At 34.8% G+C, this 14,202-nt stretch carries 11 protein-coding genes and 1 pseudogene; 10 read left to right on the top strand and 2 right to left on the bottom strand.

Translation table 11 applies throughout. The features are described from left to right. The first annotated feature begins 3 nt into the window (after nucleotides 1–3). A complete protein-coding gene (locus tag GHT08_RS18065) occupies nucleotides 4–1,341 on the top strand; it encodes an LlaJI family restriction endonuclease (protein WP_163582815.1) in 1,338 nt (445 codons plus the stop codon). A 201-nt stretch (nucleotides 1,342–1,542) separates the two neighbouring features. On the opposite strand, the gene GHT08_RS18060 is transcribed toward GHT08_RS18065, so the two are convergent. Next, nucleotides 1,543–1,971 carry a (deoxy)nucleoside triphosphate pyrophosphohydrolase gene (locus tag GHT08_RS18060; protein ID WP_163582837.1) on the bottom strand — a complete coding sequence of 143 codons (429 nt, stop codon included), beginning with the start codon at nucleotides 1,969–1,971 and terminating at the stop codon, nucleotides 1,543–1,545. A gap of 243 nt (nucleotides 1,972–2,214) precedes the next feature. On the opposite strand from GHT08_RS18060, the pseudogene GHT08_RS22420 reads away from it, so the two are divergent. The 7 genes and pseudogenes from GHT08_RS22420 to GHT08_RS18030 form a co-directional block, all read left to right on the top strand. Beyond that, nucleotides 2,215–2,274 (top strand): annotated as a pseudogene (locus tag GHT08_RS22420) (putative holin-like toxin); the annotation flags it as partial. Between the two features lie 405 nt (nucleotides 2,275–2,679). Then, nucleotides 2,680–3,516 (top strand): methyl-accepting chemotaxis protein, encoded by an 837-nt coding sequence (locus tag GHT08_RS18055; protein ID WP_163582814.1) that lies wholly within the window; start codon nucleotides 2,680–2,682, stop codon nucleotides 3,514–3,516. Nucleotides 3,517–3,531: 15 nt separating this feature from the next. Beyond that, on the top strand, nucleotides 3,532–4,359 hold the full coding sequence (locus tag GHT08_RS18050; RefSeq protein WP_163582813.1) for a methyl-accepting chemotaxis protein: 828 nt from the start codon (nucleotides 3,532–3,534) through the stop codon (nucleotides 4,357–4,359). A 452-nt stretch (nucleotides 4,360–4,811) separates the two neighbouring features. Then, complete coding sequence (locus tag GHT08_RS18045) at nucleotides 4,812–5,828, top strand: 2,3-butanediol dehydrogenase (protein WP_163582812.1); 1,017 nt, start codon at nucleotides 4,812–4,814, stop codon at nucleotides 5,826–5,828. A gap of 1,141 nt (nucleotides 5,829–6,969) precedes the next feature. Continuing rightward, complete coding sequence (locus GHT08_RS18040; protein ID WP_163582811.1) at nucleotides 6,970–7,674, top strand: dihydropteridine reductase; 705 nt, start codon at nucleotides 6,970–6,972, stop codon at nucleotides 7,672–7,674. 218 nt (nucleotides 7,675–7,892) lie between these two features. Further along, nucleotides 7,893–8,120, top strand: a complete 228-nt coding sequence (locus GHT08_RS18035) for a helix-turn-helix transcriptional regulator (protein WP_018931982.1) — start codon at nucleotides 7,893–7,895, stop codon at nucleotides 8,118–8,120. Next, on the top strand, nucleotides 8,113–8,454 hold the full coding sequence (locus GHT08_RS18030) for a DUF2178 domain-containing protein (RefSeq protein ID WP_163582810.1): 342 nt from the start codon (nucleotides 8,113–8,115) through the stop codon (nucleotides 8,452–8,454). Before GHT08_RS18035 ends, GHT08_RS18030 begins: the two co-directional genes overlap by 8 nt. A gap of 309 nt (nucleotides 8,455–8,763) precedes the next feature. Here GHT08_RS18030 and GHT08_RS18025 read toward each other — a convergent pair whose 3' ends face one another. Further along, nucleotides 8,764–10,455: a pectate lyase family protein gene (locus tag GHT08_RS18025; protein WP_163582809.1), complete on the bottom strand. Its 1,692-nt coding sequence runs from the start codon at nucleotides 10,453–10,455 to the stop codon at nucleotides 8,764–8,766. Between the two features lie 693 nt (nucleotides 10,456–11,148). Between GHT08_RS18025 and GHT08_RS18020 the strand changes: the two genes are divergently transcribed. Both GHT08_RS18020 and GHT08_RS18015 read left to right on the top strand, forming a co-directional pair. Next, on the top strand, nucleotides 11,149–11,808 hold the full coding sequence (locus GHT08_RS18020; RefSeq protein WP_163582808.1) for a YesL family protein: 660 nt from the start codon (nucleotides 11,149–11,151) through the stop codon (nucleotides 11,806–11,808). Between the two features lie 26 nt (nucleotides 11,809–11,834). Then, the gene (locus GHT08_RS18015; RefSeq protein ID WP_163582807.1) at nucleotides 11,835–14,087 is read left to right on the top strand and encodes a helix-turn-helix domain-containing protein; all 2,253 of its coding nucleotides are present in this window, start codon (nucleotides 11,835–11,837) and stop codon (nucleotides 14,085–14,087) included. Nucleotides 14,088–14,202 lie beyond the last annotated feature (115 nt).

Here is a 14,202-nt window from a genome sequence, read left to right as displayed (position 1 = left end):
TTTATGATCATTTATTTTAAAGAACTTGCTTCATATACTGAAAGTGATATTATTAGGAAAATGAATTTATCAATGGAAAAATTTGATCAATTTATGCGTAGAATGCGCGAAAGAAAAATTATTGCTCAAAACAAAGATCTGACTTATCAGTTTAAATACGTTGGGTTGATAGAGTATGAAAATAGGTTTTTAATGTTCGCTCCAAAATATTTTTCTAATATAGCGGATGTTTCAGGGATTAAACAACTTCTGCGTTTATTTCTGGAGTATTCCAAGCGTGAGAATCTAGATGAAGAACAGAAAGAAACTTTAGGAGAAGCGGAAATAGAATCGTCATTTAACTTAATACCAATGATAGATTTTTTATTAATGGATTATATGGAGCATGGATTATATAGCAGTGAGAATCAACATGAAGAGCTTAATGGTCAAGGTGAAATAAATTGGATCAAGACAATAGAAGAACAAGATGTGTATATAAGTGATGGAAGACCTTATTATCTTGAAATGTACACATCTGAAATCTATCAGGATGAAGAAGATGTTATTCGTCAAATACATAAATATGTGCTGTCAGAAGCAAGTGATTATATGGAACAGCTGTCACTGATTAATCCATATGACTATCCAGTTGTTGATTTTAACATTGAATCAGAAGATCTTGGCTCCATAGATTACCTAATGTATGTAATTGAAAGGGAGATACAGGTTCAGTTTAATGACCAGAAACTTCGGTTGCTTAACGGATTATATAATTTTTTATCTCAGGAAAAAGGTATAAACGCCGAAGATCACATCCATCTCTTTGGAACAAGAACTTTTCATGTAGTGTGGGAGAAAGTATGTGCATATGTACTAAACAATCAATATAAAGTTTTTAAGGATGACATTCCGAAACCGGTATGGACAGACTTTTTTTCTGATGAAAAAACTGTGACTGACACGCTGATTCCAGATATCCTTAGCAATCGACCTGAGTTTAACAGTTTTTTCATTCTAGATGCTAAGTATTATATAACTGCTTTTGATCCAGATGGTAAGCTGCAAAATAACACACCAGGCATAGGGGATATTACTAAACAATATATGTACGAGCAGGCACTAAAAAATTCTTTGAACCTGGGGCAAGACTATAATTGGTATAACCTATTTTTATTACCTTCTGAAGAAAGGGAAGACATATTCGGGAAAGTTACCTTGCCTTTTCTACCTGATTTACAGTCTGTTTATTTAAAATATGTACATGCACCAACCATGTTTGATATGTACATCTATCATGAAATATACAGTAATAATTACTATGAACAGTTGAAAGGGCAGCTACATGAGAGCGAGATATAGAGTGTAAAACCTGGCCTTTTTTTGATTAGATCAATTACTTATGCTGTGTATTATATATTTGTTTTCCAACTTAAGGAACTCTGGAAGTAAATCGATTAGTTTTGTTTGGAAGCTTCATGAAAAAATGCCAGCAAAGCTTATTGTTCAGGCTAATAAGCATATTTTATAAATGACGACTTGATTATGGTACCGGTATACGCTTTAGTCGCTGTAATAAAAAGGTCTTCCTCGTGCTATGAGGAAGACCTTTTTATCTTTCATGATTTTTTCTATAGCAGGAATATCTGCTGGTGCCCACACGATCGAATCTAAATATTCTTTGGAAAGCCATATTAATTTAGCATGTTCGCTTGCTTTAGGTGTACCTTCAATAATAGTAGCTCTTATGACGTGTAATTGGATAATAAAAGTGTCATATTCATGTGTATGTTCACAAATGATCTCATGGGTTGCTATTTTACAATCTAGTTCTTCTGATATTTCTCTTTGTAATGCTTCCTGTGCAGTCTCACTTTTTTTAATTTTACCCCCAGGTAACTCCCATTTGTTCGAGAGGCTCATATGATGGGGACGTAAAGCACAGAGAGTTTCATGGTTATCATTTTCGATATAGGCTGCAGCTACTTCTATTTTTTTTCATTAGAACCTCCAATGAGAATGTGAATAAATAATTCATAGAATAGAACGAATGTTCGTGCTGGTTATGGTATACTGAGAATTTGATAATGTTCTTTTAGGGCAAGGTCGGCTAATTCCCTAAAGAAAGGGGGGATGCTATGAGTATGTATGAAAGTTTTATGGAGGGCTTCAGGAAGAAGGTCATGCAGGTGTTGCCACAGGACGTGGCGAATTTAGCCTATGATTCCTTAATTTTTCGGTACCTTCTTGATTGCATTACTCGCATTGATCGTTTCGTTGATCAATAGAAAATAGACCTCCCTATTTGCCCAACAAGTAACTAGGAGAGGTCTATCACAATCGATAATTACATTTTAATATCCTGAGTTTTACAATGAAACCAGACAAAACCTTTCCTCCTCCCTTGATACACAAATGAGGAAGGCGTGTCCTGTTTTTCACTTTTTCACCGTGAAACAGTTCTCTTTTCATCTTTCCTAAAATTTTTCCTTTCTCCTAATTTCCGATATCTTATAGAAACATCTATTTGAAATCTTAATTCTCTTTATATCGAGCTACAGTTGTTGTTTCCTAGGTAATGGATAAGTGTGTATTCACTGCCTCTACCAAAAAATAAAAGGATTTTGTCTAAATACCCTTTATTACTCATTGAAAACAGCCGATATAAATAATGATTATTATTAAAAAAGGAGCTAGACTATGAACAGCAGTTTACAGGCAGTGGTTAACATTGCCCCTATTATTAAAGAAACCATAGGGCCTACCTCCGCAATGGGAATTATAGATACTGAAAAATTTGTATATTTTGAACCTTCTACTGTGCTAAACCTTGATGTTGCAGTAGGAACGCCTGCTATTCCTGACATTGAGCAATATGCACGTGCCATAAAAGGAGAAAAGTTCAGTGATACCACGTTAGATCCAACAATTTTTGGGGCCCCGGTTGTAACGGATATTCTACCAATCAAAGATGATAGTACCAATGAAATCGTGGGCTTATTATCCCTAAGTCGGACATTAGAACATAAAGTCCGTCTTGATAAAGAAATGGACAAAATTAACAAATTGATTGACGGACTTCAAGGAAAAGTTCAACACGTTGCAGCACAAGCCGAACAATTATCTGCAACCAGCAATGAAATTAGTGAACAAGCAACTCATGCTAATGATAATTCAAAGCATATAGGTGAAGTAGTTCAGCTAATTGACCAAATATCCAATCAGACAAATTTGCTTGGTTTAAACGCCGCGATTGAAGCAGCACGTTCGGGTGAAGCTGGAAAAGGATTTAGTCTGGTCGCCGATAAAATCCGTAAACTATCGGATAATACAAGAAATGCAGTTAAAACAATCGACACCTCTTTAAGTGAGATCCGTTCCAGTAATGAGAATCTTACTTTAAGCATTAAGGAAGTATCTTCATCCTCTGAAGAACAGTCTAAAATTATGGTAGAGTTCATGGATGATATTCAAAACCTTGATAACAAAAGCAAAAAAATTGTAAGTTTAATGAAAAATATTACTAACCAGAATTAAAGGAGAGGGAATGAATTGCATCCAACACTTAAAGCAATGGTTAATACTGCAACTTTATTAAAGGAAATATTAGGTGAAAACACTATCATTGCAGTCACAGATCAAGAGAGATATGTATATTTTTCTCCTTCCAAGAACTTTGACATAGGTGTGAAAGTCGGGGACTATGCCATGTTAGATGAAAATGAAGCTCTTATAAAAGCGATAGCTGGAGAAAAAACAAATGAATATATACCAAAAGACCGTTATGGTATCGCCATGCAGAGCTCCGCTTCCCCGATCATAGATGAAAATGCCGAGATTATTGGAACGCTAATGATAACTTCGACGTTGCAAGAAGAAGAGGAAGTAAAAAGTGAGATGATGGAGCTTCGTGATATTATTAGTAGCCTCCAGGCAAAAGTAGAGCATGTAGCAGCACAAGCCGAAGAACTGTCTGCGACAAGTGCCGATATTAATAATCAGGCATCTATTGCGACAACGAATTCAGAAGAAATCAGTAATGTAGTTCAGTTGATTGAAAATATATCATCAGAAACGAATTTGTTAGGTTTAAATGCTTCAATTGAAGCTGCGAGATCTGGTGAAGCAGGTCTTGGCTTTGGTGTCGTGGCAGATGAAATACGCAAATTATCAGATGGTACGAAAGAAGCTGTCGCTAAAATTGGCCAGTCTTTATCTGAAATACAGTCTAGCATTAGTTATCTGAAAAACAGCGTGGAAGAAATGTCTGTATCTACGGATGAGCAGTCCAACGTGATGGCGGAATTTATGGATGATATAAGCAAACTGGATAAACAAAGCGAGGAAATCACCCAATTTATGAAAGAAATCGTGCAATAAGCTCCTTTATGCAAAACAGAGATTCGAACATCATTACTCCAAATTAGTGAAACAAGTTTCGATCGTTCTTTATCACCTTTGTGGTTGTTCCATCTATTTTGGGAATAGAGGAAGCAATTACTTTAGATATTTTTTATGGAATCATATCACATAGAAGAATGTAGGTGTGGCATTTAGAGTTCTAGTTTTAAGCTTTCTATTAGGTTATGTCTTATATCTAATCTATAGTCATAGTAAATAAATTTTTCATAAAACGGACGATAGAACAACGGACTGTGAAACGAGATAAATCGTGCAAAGTCTGTTTTTCGCCACCATATAACTTTAGTCGATCGTGCAGTAATCATCATTGTCGCAAATATTAATTGCTAGTCTATAGATCTGTCTTTACAGTCCAATATTAGTTAACCGACTTACAAAAAAGCAGATGACATCAGAGGGGAGAAAGTATTATGAAATCGCTAGTCTATTATGATTCAAAAAATGCAAAAGTAGAAGAGATTACTACACCAGAATTAACAAGTGATACCGTAAAGGTGAAAGTGGAATACGCAGGAATCTGTGGTACCGATTTACATGAGTATATGCACCGAACTTTTATTACAGAAGATAAAATGATATTAGGTCATGAATTTACAGGCGAAGTAGTGGAAGTTGGAGCAAATGTTACGCGATTTAAGTCAGGAGATCGTGTTGTTGTCGAACCTATCTGGGGATGTGGGGAATGTGCGTCCTGTAAGAAAGGAAACTATAATACATGTCCTGATATGAAATCTTACGGTCTTCACGAGAATGGTGGCTTTGCGGAATACGTGGTCGTGAAAGAAGAAAATGTATATGTGCTACCAGATAATCTTAGCTATGAGTTAGCAGCATTAGTAGAACCGACTGCTGTTGTGTTACATGCCGTTCGAAATAGTGAATTTAGAGTAGGAGATAAGGTTGCTGTGTATGGCGCAGGTCCAATTGGTCTATTATTATCAGAAACCTTACGTGCTGCCGGCGCTAGTAAGATTTTTGTAGTGGAAGTGAATGAGAAACGTCGCGAATTAGCTAAACAAATGGGAGCAGACGTTGTGGTTGATCCTTCCAAAGAGGATGCGGTTAAGATCATTCAAGAAATGACGAATGGTGGAGTGGATGTTTCTTATGATGCGGCAGGTATTGAGGTCACGTTTAATAACGCACTAGAAAGTGCCAAGCCAAATGGTGAATTCATGGTGGTAAGTGTCTTCGCTGAACCAATTTCTTATCATCCAGCATCACAGTTAATTAGTGAAAAGAAAATTACAGCTTCACTTGGATATAATAACATATTTGCAGAAGTTATTGATCTATTATCAAAGGGTTCTATTAAAGCTGATCCCGTAATCACAAATAAGATTTCAATAGATGATATTATTGAAGAAGGCTTTGAAAAATTACTTGTAGACAAAAACGAATGTAAAATACTAGTAAGTCCTAAGTGAGCTATGGAAAGTGTAGCAATTATCCCCATTAGAAAAATTGGTGATAACTAAAAGAACTAGAACCTCGCAAAGGTTTTACTTCTTTTTTAGTATGTTAACGCTAAATAATTGAAGGGTGAAGCGATTGCTTTACTTTATCAGAATTATGCGACAAGCAATTCTTATATCGTCGAAGGGAAAAGAGAGGACAGTGTAAGTGATGCTGTCTTTTCTTATTGGGTTACAAGTAATACTAACCTGATAAAGTGGGCAACTCCTCGATGTGGACAACTGCCTATAGAAGGGGTAGCCCTTTCATCCAATAGCAATTATGTTGATTTATCTATTCTGTGAAAAGAGTTCGACTTCTAGAATATATAGAATTAGAAGAATACCATATGCAATGCTAAAAAAGGTATTATCACAAGCGGGAAACGTTTGTCAAACCTCAGACGCATTCCTCTAAATGAACGATCATCTGGATATATCAAATTTGCCTTTCCTTCATTTGTAACATAATATATCCGATTTATTCCATCCATGCCGCTGGCCACTTCCATTACTCCACCTATTACAGGAAAAGTAGCTGGAAGTTTGGAAGACCCAATATGCTTAACATCGCGATATAATTCAGCTGTATGCTCCTCTTCAACTCATTATCTATAGTCCACCGCATAGGTAGTTTTCTTATTATTTTTCTCGTCTAACAACACTGTATAGAATGAGAGCGTGTAAATATATGCCATAAAAGATAAGTTTTTAATGGATGGCCATCACCATCTTTAACCGTTTTTATTTTCATACGCATTCTAAAATGCCTGATCTATCGTAACGTTAAGCATAACCCCTTTCATTCTATATTCAAAGCATGTTGGTAATAATTTGTTTTCATTAACACGTCCCATTTTTAAAACAGTTTTATATAAACAGAAAACCATTACTTTTCTTATCTTGTTAACCGCTCTGGTATATAGGTGTTATGAGTAGTTACTATTTCATCAATCACAAGCGGCTGACAACTAGTGATTACAAATAATGAAACTTTAATAGTAAATGTATTTCACATAAATGATGCGAAATAACCAATCTATTTAATTGAGAATTATTATCATCTATTGTATAGTAGAGTAACAATACTATAATGGAATAAGGAGAATATATCATGCAAATATACTGGACTAAAATAAATAGGATCATAGAAGAAACACCTGAGGTCAAAACGTACCTGCTCGACTGTCCGGAAGGCTATACATGGGAAGAAGGTTCCCACATTCATTTAGCACTGGAAGGTTTTAATGCTGGAGATAAACCAAATCGTAGCCTGATTCGTCACATGTCAATCTCCACATTACCGCATGAAAATTCAATTGGTATCACGACACGTATTAAAGAGCAGTGTTCTGAGTTTAAATCGATTTTAAGAAATATGGAGATTGGCCAGGAAGTGGCAGTGTTTAAGACCCATTCAAATGTCCCGCTTAAAAGAGAAGATAAAAATGTTTACTTGCTATCATCTGGTGTAGGTCTAGCAACATTCAGACCGCTTGTACTTGATTATTTTGAACGTGCTGACAATGTCAATCACATTCATTCCCTGAACATTGATTCATCAAGAGATTTCTTGTTCACCAATATTTTTGAATCCGTGCCTGATAAGAAATTCACGTCACAGTTTGTTGATAACCGTAAAGACTACTATGAAGAAGTGCATAATTTTGCTGCAGATAAGGATGGTCTCTTCTATATTGTCGGCAGTGATGAATTCCTTGTTCAGAACATAGAAGTACTTCGTGAGCAGGGTATCAAGCCGGAACAAATTATGCTCGATAAGCACGAACAATCACGACCTGAGTTTTTAAATTTTTAAAAGAAGATTATCTTTGTGGAAGTCCCCAAGCCTAGTTCCTCCGTATAAATAAGGAGGAACTAGGCTTTTTTATGAAGTTAACGCACACGTAAATGGGTATGAAGAACGTCTAGGTAAGTTGTATGAATCAAACGATCAGATAAATTTATTGTTAATTTGTATAAGTATACTTTACTTTTTTAAAGAAAAAGTTTATAATTTCTGTAGAGGTGATGATAATGAAAGGGAATTTTGATGATTCGATATCCAATAAAGTGTATGAATATCGAGTCCTTGCCAGAATGTCTCAGCGAGAGCTGGCAGAGAAAGTTGGTGTTTCTAAACAAACCATTTTTGTAATGGAAAAAGGAAATTATGTTCCTACATTACTACTAGCCTTTCGTATTGCTGATTTCTTTGAAGTTGATGTGAACGATATTTTTACTTATGAGAAAGGAAATGATTAAAATGAAAATTGAGTCTATCTTTGATCCTTTAAGAACCTGGGCGGAACAATCACCTGGTAATTGGAATATCCTCCTTGGTAGCGGTTTTGTATTGCTTGTAGTTGGAATGATTCTAATATTTGTATTTACGAAGAAAATGGGTAAAGGTGACGAAAGAACGAATTTAATAAATTTGAAAAGTTCCCTCATTATGTTATGTGGAATTGTTATATGTGATTTGATTTTCCCGAAAGAATATATGTGGCAAATTTTCTTCCTATTTAAATATGGTTTGGCATTCATCGCTTCGGGAATATATCTAGTTGTTCAATATAAGAGAGATTTTTTAAACTAACAGGATAACAAGATATGAAATAGGATGTTAATGATCGATAATATGGGTGATGTAATGGTGGTATTTTCTTCATTTCATTGCTCGCTTTGACCGTATCGCTGATCAAACGGAAATAGACCTCCCTATTAACCGACCTAGTGAATAGGAGAGGTCTATTAACCTTTTGACAGCTGATCTCTTTATGAACCGCCATTCTATAATCAGTAATGCCCACTACGGGTTATGGAAATGGTCATAATCATATCATAGGATCATCACCAACGCTGGGAAAAGCCAATTTTCTCATCTCGCCATGTTCTTGATTAACTGTTAATGCGCATTTTGATAATATCCATTTTTCTTCTTCGCGCTATACTCTGTCTTTAACCAACCTTTTGGACTCTGATTGATTTTGTTAGCCCCTGCATATTCCTTAACCGTATCTACCACACGGTCTAACGGAATGACATGATAGGTATAAGGAAGTTGCTCATCATATTTATACTCAAACGTAAAAGGTTCTGACGGTGGATTCATTTTTTCCATATCTTCACTTCCGACAATATGTGAAGACCAGGCCCAGTTTCCGATGGTTGATTTGTCATGCCATGTGAAACCAGTTGTGAATAGGTTTTCACCATTATTGTCCCAACTACTTCCTGTAAATGTTCCATATTGGTTCATTACTTTGGAGTTTACGATTAAATTTCGGTTATAGGCATGCTGGAAGAGCTCCGCCCATTGGTCAGCCATGTTCTTCGTATCTAACCCTTGAATCTCCGCACCGATAATTGGTTCATTAATGTCATGGAATACTGAAGTATCGTTAGCGATTGAGGCGCCATTTCTTGCATTAAGTGCTCGTGAAAGGTGGTATCTTCCGTGTTCCGCAACAGCCGTTACATTATCTAATACATTCTGGTGTGTCGAGTTATCAAGATATAAGTTGTATGCATGGCCTGTTCCTTGTCGGATCATCGGAACTCGCTGGCCGATATTGGTATATTGATTATAAGCAAGGGTTAACCGAATTCTTTGATTACCATCTTTATAATCCATTCCACTGCTGCTTACATAGTCTACATAATCTTTATCCCCTGAGCCAGTTAAGTGTACTTTGCTGTGATAGGCAGCATATGCCATAATTTGCTCTTTCGTCGCTCCGTCATTACGCATGTTGTAGTATACACTGTCTGATCCTAGTGTGTTTGCGATATATGCTTCTTCCATGTATTGTATCGATTGATAGATATCACTATCTTTTGCTGGATGTTCACTAGCAGGTAAACCGAATGTAGACCAGGAGATGGTAATATTTGAGCCACCATTTTCAATATCAATTAGTCCATCTGATGCAATCGAGAATTGACAATGATCAATCCATACGTTGTTGGCACCATTTACATTAATAAACGTCCAGCCTACTTCCTTATGTCTTCCTGTATCATCCCATTGCCACATGCCGTCAAAATTCAAATTTCGGATGACAATATCATTGGATGATCGTTGTAAATTTATTTCCGCGCTTCTAATGGTTTTTCCTTTTTTAGAAAAGATCGTTAATCCATCCACATTATTTACGTCTATTTTCGAAACCCCGGAGGCTACTAACTTTGGATTGGTGAATCCGTTCGTAGGATCTCGGTATTCTCTTATAAAGCGATATTTCTTCGTTTCTTCTTCAGTTAGATTTAATGCTTTCCATCCCAAATTAAGATCCTTTGCTATTTCAATTACTTTAACGTCCCCATTTTCGGCATCCAATAGTGCCTGTAGAAACTCTCTTTCTGTTTTGGCTTTACGATAATAAGAAGTATCCATGTATTCACTTCGATCATGAACCCCTTTTGATGCATAGCCAGTTACGGATAGATAACTATTGTCATAGTCTTTGAAGTGTCGTTCTGTGTTTGGTATCGAATCGATTGCTGCTGCATTTGTTACATCATTACCAATCAATAGTAATGGCGAAATAAACAATGATAGAAATAATACCCAAATTAGTGGTTTTTTTGTAGCCATCAAATTTCCTCCTTTATAAAATATAACTCTAAGTCTAGATCAGGATGTCACTTTGTTTATTCTAGCATCACCTCTTTTAGTATTTGTAAACCCTTTCATTTTATTCTATTAAAACATCCTGCTATTTTCATTGTAACAACCTTGATATTACATATTTTATAGTTTTATTGCATTAATGATTACATTTTCTGCTTAAATGGGAAAGAACAAAAAACACAGGATCTTTCTAGTTTGTTACAACCAAATTCTGAATGAGACGCGCGAGAGTCCGCTTCACTAACGCTTTTGTCTCTTTGTTAAAATAATTACTATATCGAAGTCATTTTCATACGCTAAACCCATACCCCTATTAGCAGTCGGCTGTTGGCAAATCAACTTAAAATTATAATTCTAATAACTTAAAGTAAAATAGTCATTATAGAATAAAACAACAAAGGTAACTGTAACCATTACCTGTTGTTTTAAAATATTTTTGTGATCAGTTAATAAATTATGTTATAGCTATCATTTTATAGGCTAAATCGATTTGTCAAAACAATGACTACAAAAAACAACCAAAGCTAGAAATACGACCTTTTATAAAGAAATTGCTTTACTGAGAAGACTAGATACATACTTTTGTTTTGAAAGGGCTTTCTTTTTGGCGTGTTTTTTTGCTATGATAGAAATAATATTAAGATAGGGGGATGAAACATGATAGCAATTAATGGCTTCTTCAAATATTTATATATATTTGGTCATTGGTTAGGCAAGGTGATGGTTTTACATATATATTGGCTTGTATCCACATTATTAGGTATGGGCTTATTCGGATTTGCTCCTGCGACGATTGCTTTAACATCTGTTATCTATAAATGGTTCACAGTTGATCCAGACATATCCATTACCAAGGAATTTTGGCAAGTATATAAGAAGAATTTCGTAAAAGCAAACATAGTATTTTTAGGTTGGGCATGTATTGGCTTATTTTTATACATGGATTACTTTGTGTCCAAAACCTATATTCAAAATTTTTATTTTCATGCGATTTTGTTAGTCCTAATCAGTGTATGTGTCACTAGTTTCTCCTATTTCTTAATTGTCTTCGTTCGATATGAATTATCAATCGTACAATATTTTAGACAAGCCTTCTTGATTGCTCTGGCTCGACCTTTGGAGGCCGTTGCAATATTACTTTCTTTACTTATTCTCTATTATTTATATATGAGCCTTCCAGTTCTTACTGCTTTTGTTGGAGTACCTTTAACGTTATATCCCATTCTATGGTTTTCTTACCGTGCATGTTTAGCAGTAGAAGAAAATAAAGAGAAGATAGAACAGAAAAGTAAAACCCCTTCCTATGAAAGGAGTTAATGATTTTACTGCAAGGAGGTTATACCTTGTTTAAATCTAAATTATTTATTAATTATATTGTTTCGTATTTAATTGTCTTTTTTGTACCTTTTGTTATTATGAGTTCCATTATTTATCTGAACTCTGTTAGTAACTTGAAATCAGAGATTGAACAATCTAATTTAGCGAAATTAGAACAGGTTGCTACCATTACAAATGAGCGAATGAGCGAATTAGAGTCTCTATCGAATAGAATTGCACGGGATCCAAGACTAACGCCATATATGATTAATCATCCATATTATGGTTTAGAAGCGGTAGCGGAATTAAAGAAATATAAAGCGAATAGTTCACTAGTAGATGAAATATTAATCTTCTATCACCATAGTAATATGATTTATTCCTCTGAGGGATCATTTAGTATCCAAGCATTTTTAAATAAATACCCATTCTATAATGTAAATCTAAATGAATTCGGGGAAATGCTTCATACAACGATTCCTAATAATGTGCTATTTGAAAAACAAAACAGTAATGGAGAAAAAGTAAACTATGTTGCCTATTTTTCGCCAATTACATTAGATAGTAATAGTACATATGGATCTGTTTTATATTTAATTAATGAGAGACGTTTAAATGAATTAATTGAGAACGTGATGGGCGATTTTAAAGGTAATTCTTATATTGTATCAGGAAATAACAATATACTTGCTTCTACCATAAAAGATCCATCAGTCAATATTCATGATGTATCAATAGATAAGAGTGAATATAGAAGGATCAATCAGATTGAATTGAATAATAATAAATACTCTTTAGCAGCAGTGGAATCTCCAGTTTCTGAATGGAAATTCGTAACCATCATGGAGACGGCACAATTTTTTGAGCGGTTGTCTGATACGCGCTTATTAATATTACTTCTGTGTGTAAGTGTATTCCTTATTGGGGGATTATTAGCTATTTTTCTTGCGAGAAAGCAATATAATCCAATTCGTTCACTATTTAACTCTGTTAGTCACAATCGAAAAATTGGTGTGACAGTTAATGAATTAGAAACTATTAAACAAACTGTTACATCTGTATTTGAAGATCATGAGAAACTAAGTGAAACCGTTTATAAACATCAATCGTTCGTAAGAGATCAATTTATTACGAAGATATTAAAAGGTGATTTTCGTACGGAAGAAGAGATTACTAGTTATAGTAGTACTGTACACTTAGACATCGAGGGAGATTATTATGCATCACTTATTATCTCTTTAGAGAGTGGTCGTTCTTCTTCCAAAAAACTGATCGAGAAGGAAACCATTTATGAAATGGTGAATAGTACGGAGCTAGCTGATGTGAAAGCATTTGGTGTAGATTTATTGTATGTAAACGGGATCGCGTTGATCATTAAAATAAATGGTGATTTCGAAACAGCTTCAGCGAAACGTCGTAACTTTGTCGAAAAGTTAAGAGCAGAGTCCAAGAAGAAGTTAAGTATAAGACCGATTATTAGTACAGGTTCTATTGTTCATGATATCACGGTAGTGAATAGATCATATATTGAAGCATTAGCAGCTTTGGAGTATAAATATTATTATGCACAAGGTAGTTGTATTTATTTTGAGGAGATTGAAAAAGAACCAACTGCGTCATTAGGTTATCCAAAAGACGAATTACTCAAAATTGTGCAGAGTATTAAGCATGGTGATGCACAAGTTGCTAAAGAATCGCTTATTTCTATAGTGAATACAATAAAGCATCAAGAAATATCACATTCTTTTTTAAGGGCAATTAGCTTTGACATTATTAACACTGTTATTAAGACTATATCAGAAGTTGGTATTACGCCACGCCAAAATCAATTAGAAGTTATTTTTGATTTTCAATCCATTGAAGAATTGCACAGTGAGTTGGATAAATTAATTGTACAAACGTGTGATGAAGTGAATAGCAATAAAAGGAGTCAAAATGCTCAGTTAAAAAATGATCTTATTGACTATTTAGATGAACATTACCATTTGTATGATTTATCTTTAGAGAAAATCGCATTAGAATTTCATTTATCCGCCTCATATGTAAGTAGATTTATTAAGGAACAAACAGGTTCTAATTTTAAACAATATGTGCAAAATTTGCGTATCGAAAAAGTGAAACAAGATTTAATCCATACAGATTTACCGATAAAGAGTATCGTGATCGATGTAGGATATAAAGATGTCGCTAACTTCACTAGGAAATTTAAGAGTATTGTTGGTATGACTCCAGGAAAATACCGTCAATATTACAGTGAAGGAGAAACAGAAGAAATATAAAGGATACAAAAAAGAGGAGTGAGCTACTTATATATAAGTAGTTCACTCCTCTTTCTATGTAGAAAAGTGGGATTCACCGTCAAAATAGCACTGACAAGTGATATTCTGACATATG

It is taken from the genome of Gracilibacillus saliphilus (assembly GCF_010994085.1).
Lineage (GTDB): Bacteria > Bacillota > Bacilli > Bacillales > Amphibacillaceae > Gracilibacillus > Gracilibacillus lacisalsi.
This window is presented reverse-complemented; position numbering and strand designations above follow the sequence as displayed.